The sequence below is a fragment of the Nocardioides sp. NPDC006273 genome (assembly GCF_040613495.1).
Classification (GTDB): Bacteria; Actinomycetota; Actinomycetes; order Propionibacteriales; family Nocardioidaceae; genus Nocardioides.
This window is the reverse complement of record NZ_JBEXSD010000016.1, coordinates 66,948-87,215: the sequence shown is the minus strand read 5'-3', so window position 1 is coordinate 87,215 and position 20,268 is coordinate 66,948. Positions and strand designations below refer to the sequence as shown.

Below are 20,268 nucleotides of genomic sequence, written 5' to 3'. Positions count from 1 at the left end.
CGAACGACGGCATCTCGACGGAGAGCTGCTGCAGCTTGTCGGAGGCCTGCTTGCGCACCTGCTCCCACGACAGCTCGTGCGACCAAGGTGGTCTCGACAGGCTCGACCACCGATGACGGAGGATGAGGAACATGCCGTACGACGACGAGAGTCCAGAGAACGCCGTTTCACGTGAAACCGACGAGCCGGTGTCGATCAGGCTCCGTACGGCCGGCGACATCGCATCCCTCGAGAACGACTTCACCACGGAGGCGACGCCGCTGGCCGCTGCCGCCGAGCACACGCTCCTGGCGCGCGGGGCGGCGAGCAGCCGGCCGCCGATGCCGCGCCCGGCGAGCACGCGCGTGATCGTCTCCGCCAACCAGAAGGGTGGCGTCGGCAAGACCACCTCGACGGTGAACATCGCCGCGGCGCTGGCCCAGCTGGGTCAGAAGGTATTGGTCATCGACCTCGACCCTCAGGGCAACGCCTGCACCGCGTTCGACGTCGACCACTACCAGGGCACCCCGGGAACGTACGAGGTCCTGGTCGAGGGAGCATCGCTCGCCGATGTCGTCGTGCCGGTTCCGAAGCTCGAGGGCCTCGAGCTCGTGCCGGCGACCATCGACCTGGCCGGGGCCGAGGTCGAGCTCGTCGAGGAGGACGGACGCGAGCAGCGCCTGAAGGAGGCCCTGGCCAAGTCGCCCCGCGTGGGTGACGCGGAGGATCGATGGGACTACGTCCTCATCGACTGCCCGCCGTCGCTGGGTCTGCTCACCGTCAATGCGCTCGTCGCGAGCACCGAGGTGATGATCCCGATCCAGGCGGAGTACTACGCGCTGGAGGGCCTCGGGCAGCTCCTCAAGACTGTCGAGATGGTGCGTGCGGCACTGAACCCGACGCTGCGGGTCTCCTCGATGCTGATCACGATGTACGACGCTCGCACCCGGCTCGCTTCGCAGGTCGCCGAGGAGGTGCGTGAGCACTTCGGCGACACGGTCATGCGCACGTTCATCCCCCGCGCCGTGCGCGTGTCCGAGGCGCCCTCGTTCGGACAGACGGTGATGACGTACGACCCCGGCTCGCCCGGCGCGCTGAGCTATCTCGAGGCCGCCAAGGAGCTCGCCAAACAGGGCCAGCAGTGACGATGAAGGACCCGGTGGTCGAGCCTGTCGAGACCACCACGATTGCGACATCAGACGTGGTCTCGACAAGCTCGACCACCGACAATGGGGGACACAGGAATGAGTAAGCAGGCTCCGAAACGTGGACTCGGACGAGGTCTGGGGTCGCTGATTCCGACCGCTCCGGCCGGCGGCGGAACTGAGTCGTCCGAAGGCGCTCCTGTCCAGTCGGACGTCCGTCATTCGGACCTTTCCGCTGGGGCGACTTCTGGCGCATCCGTGGACCCCGGGTCCGCCGAGCCGACGGAAGGCCGTCAGATCGAGAAATCGGATCTGGCGCCCGTCGACGGCGCATATTTCGCTGAGCTGCCGGTCACGCAGATCCAGCCGAACCATGTGCAGCCTCGGCAGGTCTTCGACGAGGACGCGATGGCCGAGCTGGTCCACTCGATCAACGAGATCGGCCTGCTGCAGCCGATCGTCGTCCGGAAAGTGGCGACCGACTCCTACGAGCTGGTCATGGGCGAGCGCCGGTGGCGGGCAACCCAGCTGGCCGGCCTCGAGGTCATCCCGGCGATCGTCCGCGAGACCGATGACACCGACATGCTCCGGGACGCGCTCCTGGAGAACCTGCACCGCTCGCAGCTCAACCCGCTGGAGGAGGCCGCGGCCTACCAGCAGCTGCTCAACGACTTCGAGTGCACCCACGACGAGCTGGCCCAGAGGATCGGGCGCTCGCGACCGCAGATCTCCAACACGATCCGTCTCCTGAAACTGTCCCCGTCGGTTCAGCGTCGTGTCGCGGCCGGTGTTCTCTCGGCCGGCCACGCGCGGGCGCTGCTCGCGGTCGACGGTGAGCCGCAGCAGGACAAGCTGGCTCAGAAGGTGGTGGCGGAGGGCATCTCCGTACGCGGCCTCGAGGAGATCGTCGCTCTCGGCGATCCCGACGGCGACGCCTTCGCCACTCCGCGCGTGAAGCGCGCCAAGCCGAGTGCTCCTGGCCTCAAGGAGATCTCCGACAGGCTCTCCGACCGCTTCGACACCCGCGTGAAAGTCGATCTGGGGCGCTCCAAGGGAAAGATCACCGTCGAGTTCGCCACGCTGGAGGATCTGCGTCGGATCGTCGAGCTCATGTCGCCGGCCGCCGACGAATCCATTTAGGCATCAAGCGATAAAGCGTTTTGTCGACAAATAGATTTCGCTACTGAGGTTCTGGTCATCGAGTGCGGTCCGGTCATCGAGCGCGGTCCGATCATCGAGTGCGGTCCGGTCATCGAGCTTGTCGAGATGACTCTCTGGCGAGGTCTCGACAAGCTCGACCTCCGAGGGAAGCCCCGGTCATCGAGCTTGTCGAGATGACTCTCTGGCGAGGTCTCGACAAGCTCGACCTCCGAGGGAAGCCCCGGTCATCGAGCTTGTCGAGATGACGCTGAGGGGAGACGGGGTGGTCTCGACAGGCTCGACCACCCAGTCGGCGCTACTGAGTGTTCGTCGAAGGGTGCTCGGCGCCACGAATGGGGAGACCGGGGATTGGCCCGGTCGCGCCGAACGTCTCCAGAAGCTCCATCTCGGCCTCGATGACACCCGCCAGGCGGCGTACGCCTTCTCGGATCCGCTCCGGAGTCGGGTAGCAGTAGGAGATCCGCATCGAGGAGGCGCCGAAGCCGTCGGCGAAGAAGCCGGTGCCGGGGACGAACGCGACGCGCGAGGTGACCGCTCGAGGCAGCATCGCCTTGCAGTCGATGCCGGCGGGGAGCGTCAGCCAGACGAAGAAGCCACCGTCGGGCTTGGTCCAGGTGCAGGACGCGGGCATGTAGGCCTCGAGCGCGTCGAGCATGGCGTCACGACGCTCGCGGTACATCTCCCGCATCTGCTTGATCTGGCCCTGCCAGTCGTGATTGGAGAGATAGGCCGAGACGGCCATCTGGTTGAACGGTGGCGGGCAGAGTGTCGCGGACTCCTGCGCCAGGACCAGCTTCTCGCGGATCGCGGAGGGGGCCAGCGCCCAGCCGACCCGCAGACCGGGGGAGAACGTCTTGGAGAAGGAGCCGAGGTAGATGACGCCGGGGTCCTGGGCGCGCATCGCCGGGCGGGGCTCGTCGTCGAAGCCGAGAAGGCCGTAGGGGTTGTCCTCGAGCACCAGGATGTCGTGGCGCCGGCAGATCTCGAGGATCTCGGTGCGGCGCTCGGGAGTCATGGTGACGCCGGTCGGGTTCTGGAAGTTCGGGATCGTGTAGAGGAACTTCACCTTGCGGCCCGAGGCCTTGGTGGAGATGATCGCCTGCTCGAGCGCGCTGGGGATCAGGCCGCTGGCGTCGACCTCGGCGTGCACGATGTCGCACTGGTAGCCCTTGAAGACACCGAGCGCTCCGACGTACGACGGGGCCTCACAGATCACCACATCGCCGGGGTCGCAGAAGACCCGGGTGACCAGATCGACGGCCTGCTGGGAGCCGACGGTCACGACGACGTCGTCGGGGTGGGCCTCGATGCCCTCCAGGCGCATGACCTCGCAGATCTGCTCGCGCAGAGTGGGATCGCCCTGGCCCCCGCCGTACTGCAGCGCGGTGGGGCCCTGGGTCATGATCAGGTCCCTGATCGAGTCGCCGACCACGTCCAGCGGGAGGCTGGAGATGTTGGGCATGCCACCAGCGAGCGAGACCACCTCGGGCCGGGCTGCCACGGCGAAGAGGGCCCGCACCTCCGAGACCGTCATGCCTGCCGTGCGCGCCGCATAGCGGTCCGCGTACGGGTCGAGGCGGGATGATGTTGCGCGCTGGGGAAGATCATTCATGGTGTCACCATCATGAAGGATCGCATACGCTGGTAACAGACCCTTAACCCAGGATCAAGGGTGAGACATGGCACGTCGCGTTCTTCCGTTGACGCTGGATCTCTTCGCGGAGGTCCCGGCACCGTGTCGTGCCTGCCTGTTCTGGGAGCGCGATCCTGTGGGCCATCGCCGCGTCGATGCGACGCAGACGATCGAGGTCAAGGAGGCCTGGATCTCCGAGGTGCTCCGCGAATGGGGCTCGTGCGGACGGGTGGCCGTGATCGACGGTACGCCGGCGGGGTTCGTGCTCTACGCGCCGCCGGTCTTCGTCCCGCGAGTGGCTTCGTTCCCGTCCGGGCCAGTTTCGGCTGACGCGGTCCTGATGACCACGGTGTGGATCGACCCGCGCCGCGCCGGCGGCGGGATCGGCCGGATGCTCGTGCAGGGAATGGCCCGTGACCTGGTCCAACGCGGACAGTTCCGGGCGATCGAGGCCTTCGGCGATGTCGGCCCGATGAGCGGCATCCATGGCCGGCGCTGCGCCGCACCCGCCGACTTCCTGAGCCGCGTGGGGTTCAAGACCTACCGGGAGCATCCGACCGTCCCTCGGATGCGGATGGACCTGAAGCAGACCGTTACCTGGATCGACGACTTCGAGACCGCGTGGGAACGGCTGCGGGAGGTCGTACGTCCGCGCAGCCATCCCTCCCCGGCCTCCACCGAGCTGCACCGCGACGGCGAGTGAATGTTTCCCGTGAAACGGTGCGGTGGTCGAGCCGGTGGTCGAGCCGGTGGTCGAGCTTGTCGAGACCACTAACCCGCGCCCGGTGGTCGAGCTTGTCGAGACCACTCGCCCGCCACAACTGACGTCTCGCCCGCCACAACTGACGTCTCGCCCGACGTAAGTGACGCCTCGGCGAAATGACGATGGCGCGCCACCGAAACAGTGGCGCGCCATCATGGTTCAGCTGGTGTCAGCCGATGAACTCCTGCAGCTCCTTGAGGAGCGCAGCCTTCGGCTTGGCGCCGACGATCGACTTCACGACCTCGCCGCCCTGGTAGACGTTGATGGTCGGGATGCCGGTCACGCGGTAGGTGGAGGGGGTGACCGGGTTCTCGTCGACGTTCATCTTGGTGAAGGTGACCTTGTCACCGTGTTCGCCGGCCAGCTCCTCGAGGATCGGGGAGACCTGGCGGCACGGGCCGCACCACTCGGCCCAGAAGTCGACCAGCACCGGCTTGTCGGACTTCAGAACCGTTGCGTCGAACTCGGCGTCGGTCACGGCGGTCATGTTGTCAGCCACGATGGGTTCCTTCTTGGTAGAGGTGGATTGAGGAAGTCTGATGAGTTGAACGCTCGGCTGGTGCCCGGCATTCCCGGTGGTCGGCTTGTCGAGACCACCACCGTAGAGGCTTCGGTCAGGCCGAGACGGCAGCTGCCTCGGCGTGGGCCTGGTGAGCCTGGTGAGCGAGGAACTTCTCCGCGTCGAGCGCGGCCTGGCAGCCGGTGCCGGCGGCGGTGATCGCCTGGCGGTAGACGTGGTCGACCAGGTCACCGGCGGCGAAGACGCCCTCGATGTTGGTGGCGGTGGTGCCGTCCTTGGTCAGGACGTAGCCGTCGTCGTCGAGGTCGACCTGGCCAGTGAGCAGCTCGGAGCGCGGGATGTGGCCGATGGCGATGAACAGACCGGCGCACTCGAGGTCGCGCAGCTCACCGGTCTTGGTGTCCTTGACGGTGATGCTCTCCACGGAGAGTTCGCCGTTGATGGACTCGACTGTCGAGTTCCAGGCGATCTCGAGCTTCGGGTCGGCGAAGGCGCGCTCCTGCATGATCTTCGAGGCGCGCAGCTCGTCGCGGCGTACGAGGAGGGTGACCGAGGAGCCGAAGCGAGTCAGGAAGAGGGCTTCCTCCAGCGCGGAGTCGCCGCCGCCGACCACCACGATGGGCTTCTGCCGGAAGAAGAAGCCGTCGCAGGTGGCACACCAGGAGACGCCCTTGCCGGAGAGCTCGTCCTCGCGCGGCAGGCCGAGCTTCTTGTAGCCCGAGCCGGTCGCGAGGATGACGGACTTCGCGTAGTGGGTGTCGGTCGCGGTCTTGATGACCTTCACCGGGCCGGTGAGGTCCATCTCGATCACGTCGTCAGGCTCGAGCTCGGCGCCGAAGCGCTCCGCCTGGGCACGCATGTTGTCCATCAGCTCGGGGCCCATGATGCCGTCACGGAAACCCGGGAAGTTCTCCACGTCGGTCGTGTTCATCAGGGCACCGCCGGCGGTCACCGACCCCTCGAAGACGAGCGGCTGCAGTCCGGCGCGGGCGCTGTAGACCGCAGCGGTGTAGCCCGAAGGGCCGGAGCCCACGACGATCACGTTGCGGGGGGCTGTCGGGGACGACGGGGTCGGCATCTTGTGGCTCCTCAGGTATGGCTGGCGAACGGCACAACAGATCGTAGGCCAAGTACATTCCAGGGCCCCGACCGCCGAGACGTCACCTGCGTCGGCCGAAGCGTCACGTACGTCGTGCGAGCTGGCATCTGAGTGACATCTCGAGCGACGGGAGCGACGTCTCGTCAGGAGACGGGGGTGCCGAGGACCTCGATCTCCTTGACCTCGGCGCGGTAGCCGCCGTCGCCAGTCGGAAGACCGGTCAGCCAGACGAGGACATAGCTTCCCTCGGGAGCATCGTCGAGCTTGATCTCGCCCTCGGCGCCGACACTGCCCTTGGCCGCAGGAGCGCCGCTGGGGTCGTCGGTCCACGGTGAGTCCCCGACGTAGACGCTGATGTCGGTCGGCTCGCCGACCATCCGGAACTTCAGGGAGTCGACGGCATAGTCGCCCTTGAGGTTGAGCACAACGCCGATACCCGGCTTGAGCGAGCGTGGGCCGTCACCGATCTGGTCGTTGTAGGTCGAGGTGCGCCAGTTGGTGGCCGGATCGTCCTTGCCGTCGACCACGCCGCCGACGAGGTCGGGATACTCGGTGGGCGGGTCGCCGTGGGGGTCGAGATCCTTGGCGGTCATGCCCTTGATGGGGGCAGGCTTGGCCTCGGCGGTGGTGTCGCCGCCGTTGTTGCCCGTGCCGGGGTTCTCCGCGGTCGTGTCGGGGTCGTCGCTGACGATGTTCCACGCGATCGAGCCGGCGATGAGGACCAGGACCACCAGACCGACGCCCATCGCGATACGGAGCCAGTTGGTGCCGGGCTTGCTGTTGTAGTCGGGCTCCTCCGCGATCGACACGTTGGCGCCGGTCCACGGACCCTGCCAGCCGTTGTAGGAGGCGTCCGGAGCCACCGGTCGCCGGGCGGGGGGAGCCTGCTGCGGGCGCTGCGGCGCGACGTAGCCGGGCGTCTCGTCGGCGAAGAGCGGCTTCGACGGCGTCGGGTCCTGCATCGGCGGCGGGGACGACGGACGCTGGCGCTGGGGGCGTACGGCATCGGGGGCCACGCCGATTGCGTTCGAGGCCGCCTGCGCCTCGGCCGGCTCGGCCTGGGCCGGCGGAGCCATCGCCTGGGTCTCCTCGTCGATGGCGGCGGGCCGGTTGAGCGGAGCGGTCGGCTCGCCGGAGAAGCCGGCGAGCGCGGAGTGCAGCTCGGCGGCGGTCAGCGGCGGCATCTCGGCGCCGCTGCCCAGGACCCGGTCGCACAGGTCGTCGAGCGGACGCGGCACACCGGCGCGTACCTGCCGGGGACGAAGCACGCGGCCGTGGTCGCGCGGCGCCGGCGGCATCGAGGACAGCGTCTCGCCGGCCCACTTGCCGGTCAGGGCGGCGTAGAGGACGCCGACGGCGTCGACGCGGTCGCGCCGCTGGGAGTCACGGGTGTCGGGGTCGATCCCGTGGAGCGCGGCGTCGACACCGAAGCCGATGACGCGCACGGCGCCGAGGTCGTCGAGGAGCACCGCCTCGGGGTTGAGCCGGCCGTGGGCATGCCCCTGATCGTGGGCCAGGACCAGCAGGTCGGCGACCTCGGCGGCGATCCAGGTGGCCTCCTGGGGTGACAGCGGTCCGCCGGCGGCCAGCGCGTTCTCCAGCGACGAGCCCTCGCCCCACTCGTTGACGACGTACGCCACCTGGTCGGTCTGGGCGGCGTCGAGGACGCGCAACATCCGGGGGTCACCGACAGCGGCGGAGTTGCGGGCGGCGGCCATCAGCCGAGGCGCGCGCTCGTCGCGGGAATCCAGGACGTGCACGGCGACCGGGCGGCCGAGCACTGCGTCCTGGGCGCGCCAGAAGCGTCCCTCACGGGACTCGCTCAGCAGATCCGTCAGCTGGTACCTGCCGGCGAGGACGTCGCCTGATTGCGTGAACTCCATATCGGAACCATTCTTTCAGACCGTGCCAGACAGAGTGGAGCCTGTCCGATGGTGGTCATCGACGCAGCCGTCGGGAAACCTGTTGCACCATCGCGGTGAGCTCCTTGACCTGGGCAGCCTGCGCCCCGAGGAGCAGCATGCCGAGATGCAGCGCCCCGACGATAGCGGCCCCGATCAACGCCAGCACCATCGTCGGCTCGTCGTTGATCATGCCCAGCCCGGTGCGCAGCAGCCAGGCGGCGGTGGCGGCGACGAGCGTCACCAGGACCAGGCGGGCGAGGAACTCGAGCAGCCCGCGGCCGTCGAGGTCGCCGAGGGTGCGCTTGAGCACGACGTACGAGACGACGGAGCCGACCAGGTAGGCCAGCGTGTAGGCGCCGGCCAGCGCTGGGGCGGTGTACTCCGCGGAGAAGGCCCTGGTCAGCACCAGTGCGGCGACGATGTTGGTGGTCGCGACCGCGCACTGGATGAAGAACACGGTGCGGTTCTGCTCCAGCGAGTAGAAGCCACGCAGCAGCAGGTAGTGAATCGTGAAGAAGACCAGGCCGGCCGCGAAGATCGACAGCGTCGGGGCGTAGTCCTTGAACGCGTCGGCTCCGGCGCCGTAGCTGAACAGGAGGTGTGCGATGTCCACGGAGAGCACCGGGATCAGCGCGGCGATCGGGACCACGATGGCGAGCGCGTTGCGCATCTGGTGGGACAACGTACGTCCCAGCTCGGGCAGCTCTCCGGCCGCGCCGTGGCGCGAGAGGAGCGGCAGGATCGCCGTCGCCAGCGAGACGGTGATGATCGAGTGGGGCACCTGGGTGACCAGGAAGCTGTTGGAGTAGACGGTGTAGCCGGTGCCGCCCGCGGCCGAGCCGGTCGAGGCGAGCCGGGTGACGATCGTGTACGCCACCTGGTTGACGATCACGAAGAGGACCGTCCACACGGCCAGCCGTCCGGTGTGGGACAGGCCGGCGCCGCGGAAGTCGAAGCGCGGCCGATAGCGCACGCCGGCCTTGCGCAGCACCGGCAGGAGCAGCAGGAACTGGAGCACGATGCCGAGCGTGGAACCCAGACCGAGCATCGTCTCCTCGCCGGTCGTGAAGCCACCGGAGCTCGAGGGGCCGAAGACGACCAGGTAGAGCACCAGGGTCGAGATGGCGACGATGTTGTTGGCGATCGGGGCCCACATCATCGGCCCGAAGCTGCCGCGGGAGTTGAGCACCTGTCCGACCAGGACGAACATGCCGTAGAAGAAGACCTGCGGCAGGCACCAGCGGGCGAAGTCGATGGCCGACTCGAGCTGGTCCTTGTGCTCGGGCGTGTACCAGTCGGCGCCGAGGTAGAGGCGCATCAGCAACGGCGCCCCGAGCACGAGCGCGACGGTGACCACGCCGAGGAAGAGGCCGGCCAGCGTGATGATCCGGTCGGTGTAGGCCGTCCCGCCGTCGGCGTCGTTCTTCTGCGCCTTCACCAGCTGTGGGACGAGCACCGCGTTGAAGACGCCGCCTGCCAACAGGATGTAGAGCATGTTGGGGACGGTGTTGGCGATGTTGAAGACGTCGGCGTGCAGACCGGAGCCCAGGGCCGCGACCAGGAGCGCTGAGCGGATGAACCCGCTGGCCCGGGAGAAGAGCGTCCCCGCGGCCATCACCGCGCTGTTGGCGAGGACCGAGCTTCCGCCGGACTTCTGCTCGGTGGCTGTCACAGTTCCCCCGTCGTACGTGCCTTCTTGGCCTTCATGATGCGCCGGGTGAGCCGGACCGCGATCGCCGCGAACAGTAGCGCGCAGCCCGTCCCCACGAACCACCAGATCACACCGCTCACCTGGGAGGGGCGGATCGGTACGGACGCGTGGGCGCCCAGCGGGTTGCCCTTGGTGTCGGTGACGACGATCAGGGCAGTGTGGGTGCCGGTGTCGCGCATGCTCGCCGCGAGGTTGAAGCTGGCCTTCGAGTTGGCGTCGAGCTGGACGGGCTCGGAGGTCGCGACCCGCAGCGACTCGTCGGTCATCGCGTCCAGCCGCACCGTGACCGGTTCGTCCAGCTCGTTGCTCAGGGAGACCTGGAACTCTCCGCCCTTCATGCTGGAGAGGATCACCTTCGGCGGCACGCTGACGGTGATCGAGCTCAGCTGAGCCCCGACGTGGCTCAGCGCGTCGGCGCCCGCGTCGGTGTAGCCCCGGCGGGCGGAGTAGGAGGTCGTGGTCAGCGCCTCGTTGAGGATGTCGGCGGCGACCTCGTCGTTGTGGGTCAGGACGCGCTGCAGCATCTCGCCGGCGCCGACGAGCTCGTTGGCCGTCCTGATCCGCTCGGCCGAGATCTCGGTCCGCATCTCGCGGCGGGGGTAGCGGAGCTTCTCGGCGGTGACCGACGTCGCCTTGTGGCCGGCGACCGCCTCGGTCAGCGTCGAGGACGAGATCCAGGCGGCCTTGTTCCACGGGGCGACGAACGAGGCGGCTTCCTGCGGAGGGTGCCAGCCGTCGGGGAGGACCGCCACGAGCGGCTTGCCGGAACCGCGGAGCAGGGCCGCCTCGGCGACGAGACGCTGGCGCACCGAGATCGCGTCTAGGGAGTCGTTGGGTCCGGGCCCGCCGGCTGCGGCACCGGACGAGGTCACGATCATCTCGTGACCGTCGAGGTCGGCCAGGACGGGCTTGGTGCCGCGGAACATCCTGTCGCTGACCAGGTTGACCGCACCCGGCTCGAGCAGGTTGACCGCCGCGCGGTCGAGGTAGCCGGTCGGCGGCGCCGCGGCCGGGGTCGCCTTGATGCCGAGCTCTGCGAGCGCCCGGCTCGTCTGCTCGCGCGCGCTGGCCAGCAGGTCGGGGTCGCTGGTGGCCAGCGCGGACAGGTCGGGGTCGGCGTAGGGGAGGGCCAGCAGGTTGTGGCCGGCGAGGGCATCCTCGAGGCGGCCCAGCCAGGTGGTCGCGGCCTGCTGTGCGGCCTCGGTCTCCTCGTCGATCGGCTCCTCGGCGTCGGCGTCGGTGCTGGCCGACGGGCTCGGCAGCAGGGCGGAGGCGGAAGCCGAAGCGCTCTCCCCGCCGCTCTCCTCCGGACTCTCCTCCGGCCCATCCGTCGGCGCCAGGTTGCGGGCCGGGTTGCCTTCGGCGAGGTTGCGTACGGCGTCGATCAGCGCCGGGTCGATGGCCCAGGTCAGGCTGGGCATCTCCGCGCCGGTCTCCAGCATCCGGTAGAGCCGGCCGCCTGCCCTCAGGTCACGGGTCCAGCCGGGGAGGTAGCTCACGCTGCCGTCGGCGTCATAGACCACGCTGCGCCGCAGCGGCATGACCAGCGAGACCTTCTCGGCCTTGGCCCTCTTGTTGGGCTCCTTCACCAGCGGAAGGAACGTGCGCGCCCGGCCGTCGGCGGTCTTCGGTGTGGTGGCGCCGAGGGCGTGGACCCCGAACCAGTAGACCCCGGGCTCGGTGACCTGCAGGAGCTTGCGCGGCACCGTGAGCGACCACGAGTAGGTCTCGCCCGGCGCGAGGTCGGGGATCTTGGCGTACGCCCCTTCCGCGACGATCCGCTCGCCGACCAGCGCGTCCGCGGGGAGCTTGGCCGCTTCGGCCAGCTCCTTGGAGGTGGTGATCGGCGTGTCGCCGACGAACGGGTAGACGTTTACCCCGGCCCACTCCTCCTCGGTGGTGTTGGACACCTTGCCGCGCACCGTGATCCTGCCCTTGGTGCGGCCGTCGAGGCTGACCGTGTCGAGCTGGTCGATGCTCACCGTCAGCGGGTCGGTCTCCTCGATGTCGTCCACAGCCCGGGCCGGCGCGGCCAGCGTGGTCGTCGACAGCATCAGCAGGAGGGGTGCCAGCAGCGTCAGGACGAGTGTGATGACGACTCGTCCGGGTGGCCGTGGCGGCCTCGCCTGGTGCTGGCGGACTGGCATGACTTCGAGAATATCTTTCCGGGGGTGCGGTCCTCGTAGACTGCGGCGTTGTGTCCGACAGCCAGCTTCCCCCGATCAGCGTCGCCGATGTTCAGCGATCGGTGACAGCTGAACTGGACCGTATCGCACCGGTCATCGACTCCCTAGGCGAGGCCTTCGCCCGTTCGGGCTTCGAGCTGGCTCTGGTCGGCGGCCCCGTCCGCGACGCGATGCTCGGACGCCCCCACAACGACCTCGACTTCACCACCTCGGCGCGCCCCGAGGAGACCGAGAAGATCCTGCGTACGTGGGGCGAGGGGCTGTGGGACATGGGCCGTGACTTCGGCACCATCGGCACCCGCAAGGGCCCCTGGCAGGTCGAGGTCACCACCTATCGCTCCGAGGCCTACGCGTCCGACTCCCGCAAGCCGTCGGTGGCTTACGGCACGTCCCTGGCCGACGACCTCGTACGCCGCGACTTCACCGTCAACGCGATGGCCGTCAGGCTTCCCGGCCGTGAGGTCGTCGACCTCTACGGCGGTGTCGTCGACCTGGCAACGCGCGTGCTTCGCACGCCTGGGACGCCGGAGGCGTCGTTCTCCGACGACCCGCTGCGAATGATGCGGGCCGCGCGGTTCGCCGCGCAGCTCGGCTTCACGGTCGCCCCCGAGGTCGTCGCCGCGATGAAGGACATGGCGTCACGGATCTCGATCATCTCGGCCGAACGGGTCCGCGACGAGCTGGTCAAGCTGATCTGCGCCCCCTATCCACGCCGGGGGCTCTCGCTGCTCGTCGAGACCGGGCTGGCCGAGCTGGTGCTGCCCGAGCTGACCGCGCTGCGGATGGAGCGCGACGAGCACAACCGGCACAAGGACGTCTACGAGCACACCCTCACCGTGCTCGAGCAGTCGATCGACCAGGAGGCGCGTCTCGGCGGCGGGCCCGACTTCGTCTCGCGCTTCGCGGCGCTGATGCACGACATCGGCAAGCCGCGCACGCGCAAGTTCCACGACGACGGCACCGTCTCGTTCCACCACCACGACGTCGTCGGCGCCAAGATGACCCGCAAGCGGATGAAGGCGCTGCGCTTCTCCAACGACGAGATCGAGGCGGTCTCCTCGCTCGTCGAGCTCCACCTGCGCTTCCACGGCTACGGCGACGGGGAGTGGACCGACTCGGCGGTGCGGCGCTACGTGCGCGACGCCGGCGACCAGCTCCAGCGGCTCCACGTCCTCACCCGCGCCGACTGCACCACCCGCAACCGCCGCAAGGCCGACCGCCTGGCCCGCACCTACGACGCCCTCGAGGCCCGCATCGAGCGGATCTCCGAGGAGGAGGAGCTCGCCGCGCTCCGGCCCGCGCTCGACGGCAACCAGATCATGTCGCTGCTGGACATCTCTCCGGGGCGCGAGGTCGGGGCGGCGTACAAGTTCCTGATGGACCTGCGCCTCGACGAGGGTCTCCTCTCCGAGGACGAGGCCGCCAAGCGGCTCTTGGACTGGTGGTCCGAGCGGGGCTGAGGATGGTTCAGACCACCTGAACGAAGGTAAATGACAGGTGTCTGGAACACTGCCGAGATCCGTTGGCCCCCTGATCCCGGCAGGAAGCACGATGACGAATCTCCCCGATCGGTTGAAGTCTGTCGTAGCCCGCATGCGGGGTAACAGCAAGGTCGAGCCGACTGCCGGCATCTACCTCCGGGAGCCCACCGGCTTGCGGCGACGCCCTGGGACCCCCGAGCTGCTGCCGTCGCTCGGCTACTTCGGGGGCATCGGGGCCAGCTATCTGTCGGTGCCGGTCAAGGGCCCTGTCTCGCAGATCCACGTGCATCTGCCCGAGAAGTTCACCGGTCAGGTCGACCTGCGCGGATTCGAGCTGTACGCAGCCGGCAAGCTCGTCCGGGTCGAGCCGGCCGATCAGTCCGTCGTGATGAGCTCGACGGCTCCAACGCAACCGGAGGGCGCCGACCCGTTCGCCTACGGCACGCTGCGTACGCGGCGCGAGGACGGCCCGTGGTGGTCGGTCTCCCTGGAGCAGCCCGTGGCGGCCGACGAGGTCCGGGTCTACAACCGTCGTGACGGTTGGGGAGTCCGGAATCGGCGGCTGACGATCGCGATCGCCGGCACCGACAACACCTTCCACACCGTCTACTCGCTCGACTCCGACTCCTTGGTCGAGCGCACCCTGGCGCTGGTGTCACGGTTGACGGGGCGCGACGTGGGACCTGATCTCCTGGAGTCCGAGGAGGCTTGCCGCCAGGCGCACACCGAGATCGTCTCCGCCCTGGCCCGGCTCGGGGAGAAGGGACTGCTCACCGCCGACGCCGAGGAGCAGCGACTCCTCGCCGGGCTGGTTCCGACGCGTCTGCCGGAGGACGCCACGCTGTCCGAGGACGAGTGGGTCCTCGCCGGACATCTGCTCGCGGCGGAGAGGCTGCGGGTCCCCGCCACGGCGACGTCGATGCAGACCTATCAGCTGGTGCTTCGGTCCACCACCGACCTGCGTCGCCTCGAGACCGCGGTCAACCGCGCGGCGATGGCGATCGGCGGCGAGGAGGCGGTGCTGACCCGTCACGGGTTCCGAGACGTCGGAGTGCTGCGCAAGCGCTCGGCCGACTACGTGACGACCATGCAGCACGCCACCGAGCTGCTCGCCGAGCAGGGGTTGCCGGCGATGATGGCTTACGGGACGCTGCTCGGGGTCGTTCGGGAGGGCGACTTCCTGGCTCACGACGACGACGTGGACATGCTGATCCCGCTCGAGGCGGCTACCCGGGCGGAGGCCGAGCCGATCCTGGCGAAGCTGCGCGCGACGATCGCTGAGCTTGGCTGGAAGGTCTCCAGGCCCAACAACCAGCTCAACTTCCACATCACCGACCCGTCGACCGGATTGCACATCGACCTGTTCCCGCTTCTCGTCGCAGGTGAGGAAGCGACGCTTCACATGGAGAAGATGAAGCTGCGCCCGATCCCCGCCTCGCTGGTGCTGCCGGCCGCCGAGCTCTCCTTCAAGGGAGCCACCCTGCTCGCGCCGGCCGATCCGGAGGGGTTCCTGGCCGAGCGCTACGGCCCGACCTGGGGAACACCCAACCCGTTCTACGACTGGCCGTGGAAGCTGTCCGACACCGAGGACTGATCCGGTCCGGCGTTGGTCGAGGACTGGCGAGCCCTGTCGAGAGAGTCATACTGCCGGTATGGTTCCGGCATGACGACGATCACAGACCTCGAAACGTCCACCACCATCAACGCGACGCCGGCGCAGGTATGGGCCGCGATCACGGACCTGCCGCGGATGGCCTCATGGAGCCCGCAGGTGGCGAAGACTGTCGTCTTCGGCCAGGTCAAGGAGGGGACTCGCTTCTTCAACATCAACCGCCAGGGCTGGAAGCACTGGCCGACCAATGCCAAGGTCGTACGTTTCACCCCTCACTCCGACTTCGCCTTCCGGATCTCCGAGAACACCACCGTGTGGTCCTTCCAGCTGGAGGAGACGGCTGAGGGGACCGTCGTCACTCACCGTCGCGAGACCCCGACCGGCATCTCCAGCCTGTCCCGCTCGCTGACGAAGGTGGCGTTCGGCGGTCAGGAGAACTTCACCGAGGAGCTTCGTACGGGTATGGCGACCACCCTGGCCAAGCTCAAGGCCGACCTCGAGGGCTGACCCCCTACGCCGATCAGGCGCGGGCCTTGACCCAGCGGCGGACGGTGGTGGGGGAAACCTCCAGCCTGTCGGCCACCTTCGATACCGGCGCGCCGGCGCGTACCAGGATCCGCGCGGCTTCACGGGGTTCGGAGGGCAGGTTGCTGAGCAGGTCCTCATCCTCGTCAGGGAAGGTGTCCGGGTAGTCCATCTCCGGCTCGGGGTCCGGGATGTTCTCCGGGAACGGAATCCGGTCGAGGAGCGTGCCGTCGGCTTCGGCCGGCTTGGTGGCGGTACGACCGTTGCTGAACTCCGGGGCCATCCCGGCGCCGGGGGAGACCTCGGCGGCGGTACGGGCGGCGTCGGTCACCCGGCTCGAGACCCGGGGGCGGGCGTCGGTGGTGGCGAGGGCGGAGGCCATCTCCCGGGTCCGGCTCTCGCGCGGCGGCAGCACCTCGCGAGGCATGTCGACGAGGTCGTTCGGTACCGGCTCGTCGTTCTGCTCGGGCCGCTCGGGCCGCTCGGGCCGCGCGGACGGCTGGGTGATCTGCTCGGCAGAGACCCGCTCGATGACCGGCACGCTGAGCGCCTCGTGCACGTCAGGCAGAGTGATCGGCAGCCGATCGGCCTGACGGGTGCCCTCGGCGACCGCGGCGAAGGCGTCGACCCACTGGGTGATCTGGTCACGCATCGCGCCCGGTGCGACCGACCGCAGCGCGACCGCCTCGGCGCGCCAGTAGCGCTTCTGCGCGCGCTCCAGCTTCCGGCGTGACGAGGCCGTACGCTTCCGCAACGCCGTGTCGCGAGCCCGCCGCCACTCGACCCGGGTCGCCAGCAGCGCGTGCATCCGTGCGCCCGTCCGCAGCTCGGACCAGGAGCGTTCCATGGCCAGGTGGCGGTCACCGACGAGCGCCAGGTGCCACATCAGCGCGGCCAACAGCGGCACGATGAACCGGAACGCCGCCGCGGTGGCAGCGTGGCCGAGATGGACCTCGTGCCAGCCGGCGAAGAACCCGGACGCCGCCGACAGCACCCAGGTCAGGGTCAGCAGCGTCTGCGCCGGCCGATCCTGCTGGGCTGCCTCCCGCGCCATCAGCGCCACCGTGACCAGCGAGAGCTCGAAGACACCGGCGAAGGCGTAGGCGTTGATCGTCCCCATGGCGAGCACGTCTCGCCCGAAGCCGACCATGGCGACGTACGCGGCTGCCGTCGAGATCAGCGCGACCGTGACGGCGCCGAAGAGGATGAGGCCACGGCCTTTATCCCCGGCTCTCGGAGTCGTCCGGTCAGCGGTCGAGTCGTTGTCGGGACGCATGGTGGGGGTCTCCCGTGCCTGAGGCGGTCGATCGTTCGGGTCCCGGAGTCTAGGGGATGGAACATGTGTTCGATGGTGACGTAGATGGAGTGTTGCCGAATCGGGGAGAAATTCGGCGGCCGCGACCCGAGACGTAGGACTACAGTCCGCTCATGTCGAAGACGGTGGTGCGCCGCGCACTCTTCAAGTCCTTCTGGGCCGTGATCGGGCTCCTGATCGCCGTAAGCCTCTTCAAGCTGGCCTTCACCGGCTCGACGCAGGCCGACGGGGCACCGCTGACGCCGACCGGACAGATTCCTCCAGAGGAGGTCGTCGCCGAGACGGGCACCATCTCCAACTCGCTCACCATCGACGGCACCATCGTGATCGACAAGCCGGTCTCGGCCACCAGCTCGGTCACCGGCGTGCTGGCCCATAGGTTCGCCGAGAGCGGCACCAAGGTGGAGAAGGGCGACAAGCTCTTCCAGGTGCGCGCCGAGGAGCAGCCCGCCGAGGTGGCCGAACCCGTCGAGGAGCCCGCAGACGAGCCCGGGAGCGTGGATGACGCCCGCGGCGACGGTGATCGCGACGATGCCCCGGCAGAGCCGTCGCCGCCCAAGCCGGTCTACCACTGGTACACGGTCGTCGCGCCCGCCACGGGCATCGTCGGCAACTACGCCGTCGACATGCTCGGCGAGGTGGCCGAGGACGGGGTCGTCGTCTCGATCCGCCCCACCACGTTCCACGCCGTCGGTGCGATCTCACCGCTGGACCGATACCGGCTGGCCGGCAACCCGGAGAAGGCGACCGTGACCATCGAGGGTGGCCCGAAGCCGTTCGCCTGCACCGATCTGCGCATCGGTGACGCGGCGACCGAGACGATCACCAACGACGCGCCCGAGGGCGAGATGATGGAGGGGGAGCCGGGCGGCGGCGAGGGCGAGTCCGGCGCCGGCGCCCGGATCACCTGTCTGGTGCCGCGGAAGGTGACCGTCTTCGACGGTCTCACGATGTCCATGGTCATCGACGCGGGCAAGAGCGACGGGGACGTCGTCACCATCCCGGTCACCGCGGTCACCGGCCTGGTCCGCGACGGCAGCGTCTGGGTCGTCGGCGAGGACGGCACCCCGACCGAGCAGCCGGTCAAGCTCGGCGTCACCGACGGCAAGGTCGTCGAGGTCACCAGCGGGCTCGAGGCCGGCGACTCGGTGCTGCGCTATGTCCCGGGCGCGAAGGACTCGCCCGAGGAGATGGCCGGCGCCATGCCTGAGGGGGAGATGTGAGCTCCGAGGAGCTCCTGAGGCTCACCGGCGTTGCCCGCACGGTCGAGCTCCCCGACGGCGAGGGCCTGCCGATCCTGACGAGCGTCGACCTGCAGGTGCGTCGCGGCGACCATGTCGGCATCATCGGTCGCTCCGGCACCGGCAAGTCGACGCTGCTGAACCTGCTCGGCCTGCTGGACCGGCCGACCGGCGGGACCCTGGAGTGGGCTGGACGCGACGTCACCGACATCAGCGGTCGGCAGGCGGCCCGGATTCGTGGACGTGACGTCGGGTTCGTCTTCCAGCAGTTCAACCTGCTGCCGGGGCGTACGGCGCTGGAGAACGTGATGGCACCGCTCCTGTACGCCTCGGGCAAGGAGTTCTGGCAGCGGCGCCGGATCGCGGCGACGATGCTCGACCAGGTCGGGCTCGGCGACCGGCTCGACGCGATGCCGCAGTTCCTCTCCGGCGGCGAGCAGCAGCGCATCGCGATCGCCCGTGCCCTGGTCCGTACGCCGACGGTGGTGCTGGCCGACGAGCCGACCGGAGCCCTCGACGTGGAGACCGGTGCGATGGTGATGAAGCTGCTCGACCAGGCGACCTACGAGTCCGGCGCGGCGCTGATCACCATCACCCATGACCAGAACGTCGCGGCCCTGGCCCGGCGGAGGTTTCGGCTCGCCGAGGGTCGGTTGCACCCGCTGACCCAGGAGGCGGTGGCGTGAGCACAGCGAGCAGGGCCTTCGCGCGCCTCGCCACGGCCCTGGCCGCCTCGACCGTGGAGGCGTGGCAGGAGCTGCGCATCCACCGGCTCCGGGTGCTGCTGTCGCTGGTGGGCGTGGCGGTCGCGGTCGCCTCGATCACCGCGACCGTCGCCGCCGGCCAGATCGCGACGCAGATGTTCACCGAGTCCTACGAGGCCGACGGGCGGCCGGCGCACATCTCGATCATGGCCTACGACGACCGCAGCGGCACGCCGCTCTCCGTCGATCGGGTCCGGCCGGCCTTCCAGGCGGTCGCAGAGCGGTTCGGCGTCACGTACTCTTCGGCGCGGATCTCGGCCTACGACATCAAGGCGACCACCGCCAGCAGCAGCAAGCGGGTCGAGCTGATGGGAGTCGACCCTGCGTACGCCGCCATCCACCGGGTCGTGGTGCCGCAGGGCCGCTGGCTCGAGGAGTCGGACACGGAACGCCTCTCGCCCGCGCTGGTGGTCGACGAGATGTTCCTGAAGAAGCTCGGTCTGCAGGGCACACCGTTGCCGACCTCCGTCGAGCTGAGAGGTCAGGGCATGTCGGTGACCGCCACGATCGTCGGCGTGACGAGCCTGCGCGGCTACGGTACGCCGCGCGCGTTCATGCTCGCCGACTCCCTGGTGCACTGGCAGAGCGGAGCTCCCACGGACGCCAGCTACGAGATGTGGGTGCCGGTCGAGGGTGCCGACGAGCTCGCCAGCGAGATCAACCTGGCGATGCGTGCCGAGCTGCCCGGCCTTCAGGTCGACGCCCACCGCGACGACTACATGGCGTGGGGCGGGGAGGATCCGATCGGGCCGATCAAGTGGGTGATCATCGGGATCGCCGGCATCATCCTGCTGCTCGGCGCCCTGAGTCTGCTCAACATCGCGCTGGTCACCATCCAGCAGCGGATCCGGGAGATCGGGATCCGGCGGAGCTTCGGCGCGACCACCGGCCGGGTGTTCTTCTCGGTGATGATGGAGAGCGTCGTGGCCACCGTGGTGGCAGGCGTGGTCGGGGTGCTCTTGGCCGTGGCCGTCGTCAAGAACCCGCTGGTCGAGAAGTACGTCCTCCAGGGCATCGACGACGTCCCGCCCTTCCCGCTCTCGGCGGCCTTCCTCGGGCTCGCCGTCGCGCTCGCGGTCGGCGCACTCGCCGGGATCCTCCCGGCGATGATCGCGGCGCGCGTCAAGATCATCGACGCGATCCGGTTCTGAGCCCAAGAACCCGCCGAGTCGGCGCGTTAGAACGCGCCGACTCGGCGGGATTTCTTGTCAGGATGCGCCGACTCGGCG

16 protein-coding genes are annotated in these 20,268 nt (G+C 68.9%); 9 read left to right on the top strand and 7 right to left on the bottom strand.

The window, feature by feature from the left end; genetic code table 11:
- Nucleotides 1–131 precede the first annotated feature (131 nt).
- Entirely contained in the window at nucleotides 132–1,124 is a 993-nt protein-coding gene (locus tag ABZZ22_RS09735) for a ParA family protein (protein WP_354929920.1), read from the top strand.
- Nucleotides 1,125–1,223: 99 nt separating this feature from the next.
- Nucleotides 1,224–2,264, top strand: a complete 1,041-nt coding sequence (locus ABZZ22_RS09730) for a ParB/RepB/Spo0J family partition protein (RefSeq protein ID WP_354929917.1) — start codon at nucleotides 1,224–1,226, stop codon at nucleotides 2,262–2,264.
- A 316-nt stretch (nucleotides 2,265–2,580) separates the two neighbouring features.
- On the opposite strand, the gene ABZZ22_RS09725 is transcribed toward ABZZ22_RS09730, so the two are convergent.
- Nucleotides 2,581–3,897 carry a PLP-dependent aminotransferase family protein gene (locus ABZZ22_RS09725; RefSeq protein WP_354929914.1) on the bottom strand — a complete coding sequence of 439 codons (1,317 nt, stop codon included), beginning with the start codon at nucleotides 3,895–3,897 and terminating at the stop codon, nucleotides 2,581–2,583.
- A 67-nt stretch (nucleotides 3,898–3,964) separates the two neighbouring features.
- Here ABZZ22_RS09725 and ABZZ22_RS09720 point away from each other — a divergent pair, with 67 nt between their 5' ends.
- Entirely contained in the window at nucleotides 3,965–4,621 is a 657-nt protein-coding gene (locus ABZZ22_RS09720; RefSeq protein ID WP_354929911.1) for a GNAT family N-acetyltransferase, read from the top strand.
- Nucleotides 4,622–4,850: 229 nt separating this feature from the next.
- On the opposite strand, the gene trxA is transcribed toward ABZZ22_RS09720, so the two are convergent.
- The 5 genes from trxA to ABZZ22_RS09695 form a co-directional block, all read right to left on the bottom strand.
- The gene (gene trxA, locus ABZZ22_RS09715; protein WP_179661676.1) at nucleotides 4,851–5,168 is read right to left on the bottom strand and encodes a thioredoxin; all 318 of its coding nucleotides are present in this window, start codon (nucleotides 5,166–5,168) and stop codon (nucleotides 4,851–4,853) included.
- A gap of 127 nt (nucleotides 5,169–5,295) precedes the next feature.
- Nucleotides 5,296–6,279: a thioredoxin-disulfide reductase gene (gene trxB, locus ABZZ22_RS09710; protein WP_354929908.1), complete on the bottom strand. Its 984-nt coding sequence runs from the start codon at nucleotides 6,277–6,279 to the stop codon at nucleotides 5,296–5,298.
- A 164-nt stretch (nucleotides 6,280–6,443) separates the two neighbouring features.
- Entirely contained in the window at nucleotides 6,444–8,183 is a 1,740-nt protein-coding gene (locus tag ABZZ22_RS09705; RefSeq protein ID WP_354929905.1) for a protein kinase family protein, read from the bottom strand.
- 55 nt (nucleotides 8,184–8,238) lie between these two features.
- Nucleotides 8,239–9,876, bottom strand: a complete 1,638-nt coding sequence (murJ, locus tag ABZZ22_RS09700; protein WP_354929902.1) for a murein biosynthesis integral membrane protein MurJ — start codon at nucleotides 9,874–9,876, stop codon at nucleotides 8,239–8,241.
- Complete coding sequence (locus tag ABZZ22_RS09695; RefSeq protein ID WP_354929899.1) at nucleotides 9,873–12,062, bottom strand: DUF6049 family protein; 2,190 nt, start codon at nucleotides 12,060–12,062, stop codon at nucleotides 9,873–9,875. The genes murJ and ABZZ22_RS09695 overlap by 4 nt, the downstream gene beginning before the upstream one ends.
- Nucleotides 12,063–12,136: 74 nt before the next feature.
- Here ABZZ22_RS09695 and ABZZ22_RS09690 point away from each other — a divergent pair, with 74 nt between their 5' ends.
- From ABZZ22_RS09690 to ABZZ22_RS09680, 3 genes are all read left to right on the top strand, one after another.
- Nucleotides 12,137–13,561, top strand: coding sequence for a CCA tRNA nucleotidyltransferase (locus tag ABZZ22_RS09690; RefSeq protein WP_354929926.1), 1,425 nt, complete (start codon nucleotides 12,137–12,139; stop codon nucleotides 13,559–13,561).
- Between the two features lie 91 nt (nucleotides 13,562–13,652).
- Complete coding sequence (locus ABZZ22_RS09685; protein ID WP_354929896.1) at nucleotides 13,653–15,176, top strand: LicD family protein; 1,524 nt, start codon at nucleotides 13,653–13,655, stop codon at nucleotides 15,174–15,176.
- A gap of 69 nt (nucleotides 15,177–15,245) precedes the next feature.
- Nucleotides 15,246–15,701, top strand: a complete 456-nt coding sequence (locus ABZZ22_RS09680) for an SRPBCC family protein (protein WP_354929893.1) — start codon at nucleotides 15,246–15,248, stop codon at nucleotides 15,699–15,701.
- Nucleotides 15,702–15,714: 13 nt separating this feature from the next.
- Here the strand turns inward: ABZZ22_RS09680 and ABZZ22_RS09675 are convergent, their stop codons facing one another.
- Nucleotides 15,715–16,995: a helix-turn-helix domain-containing protein gene (locus tag ABZZ22_RS09675; protein ID WP_354929890.1), complete on the bottom strand. Its 1,281-nt coding sequence runs from the start codon at nucleotides 16,993–16,995 to the stop codon at nucleotides 15,715–15,717.
- A gap of 152 nt (nucleotides 16,996–17,147) precedes the next feature.
- Here ABZZ22_RS09675 and ABZZ22_RS09670 point away from each other — a divergent pair, with 152 nt between their 5' ends.
- From ABZZ22_RS09670 to ABZZ22_RS09660, 3 genes are read left to right on the top strand one after another with little or no spacing between them, the layout of a single operon-like run.
- Nucleotides 17,148–18,257 carry a hypothetical protein gene (locus tag ABZZ22_RS09670; RefSeq protein ID WP_354929887.1) on the top strand — a complete coding sequence of 370 codons (1,110 nt, stop codon included), beginning with the start codon at nucleotides 17,148–17,150 and terminating at the stop codon, nucleotides 18,255–18,257.
- Nucleotides 18,254–18,961, top strand: a complete 708-nt coding sequence (locus tag ABZZ22_RS09665) for an ABC transporter ATP-binding protein (RefSeq protein ID WP_354929884.1) — start codon at nucleotides 18,254–18,256, stop codon at nucleotides 18,959–18,961. The genes ABZZ22_RS09670 and ABZZ22_RS09665 overlap by 4 nt, the downstream gene beginning before the upstream one ends.
- Nucleotides 18,958–20,190, top strand: coding sequence for an ABC transporter permease (locus ABZZ22_RS09660; protein WP_354929881.1), 1,233 nt, complete (start codon nucleotides 18,958–18,960; stop codon nucleotides 20,188–20,190). Before ABZZ22_RS09665 ends, ABZZ22_RS09660 begins: the two co-directional genes overlap by 4 nt.
- Nucleotides 20,191–20,268: the final 78 nt, after the last annotated feature.

Bases quoted from the DNA above. Each gene is read 5' to 3' on its own strand.
- ABZZ22_RS09720 (WP_354929911.1), top strand. From the start codon at position 3,965: ATGGCACGTCGCGTTCTTCCGTTGACGCTGGATCTCTTCGCGGAGGTC.
- ABZZ22_RS09705 (WP_354929905.1), bottom strand. From the start codon at position 8,183: ATGGAGTTCACGCAATCAGGCGACGTCCTCGCCGGCAGGTACCAGCTG.
- ABZZ22_RS09725 (WP_354929914.1), bottom strand. From the start codon at position 3,897: ATGAATGATCTTCCCCAGCGCGCAACATCATCCCGCCTCGACCCGTAC.
- ABZZ22_RS09685 (WP_354929896.1), top strand. From the start codon at position 13,653: ATGACGAATCTCCCCGATCGGTTGAAGTCTGTCGTAGCCCGCATGCGG.
- ABZZ22_RS09730 (WP_354929917.1), top strand. From the start codon at position 1,224: ATGAGTAAGCAGGCTCCGAAACGTGGACTCGGACGAGGTCTGGGGTCG.
- ABZZ22_RS09680 (WP_354929893.1), top strand. From the start codon at position 15,246: ATGACGACGATCACAGACCTCGAAACGTCCACCACCATCAACGCGACG.
- trxA (WP_179661676.1), bottom strand. From the start codon at position 5,168: ATGACCGCCGTGACCGACGCCGAGTTCGACGCAACGGTTCTGAAGTCC.
- ABZZ22_RS09675 (WP_354929890.1), bottom strand. From the start codon at position 16,995: ATGCGTCCCGACAACGACTCGACCGCTGACCGGACGACTCCGAGAGCC.
- ABZZ22_RS09695 (WP_354929899.1), bottom strand. From the start codon at position 12,062: ATGCCAGTCCGCCAGCACCAGGCGAGGCCGCCACGGCCACCCGGACGA.
- trxB (WP_354929908.1), bottom strand. From the start codon at position 6,279: ATGCCGACCCCGTCGTCCCCGACAGCCCCCCGCAACGTGATCGTCGTG.
- ABZZ22_RS09670 (WP_354929887.1), top strand. From the start codon at position 17,148: ATGTCGAAGACGGTGGTGCGCCGCGCACTCTTCAAGTCCTTCTGGGCC.
- ABZZ22_RS09735 (WP_354929920.1), top strand. From the start codon at position 132: ATGCCGTACGACGACGAGAGTCCAGAGAACGCCGTTTCACGTGAAACC.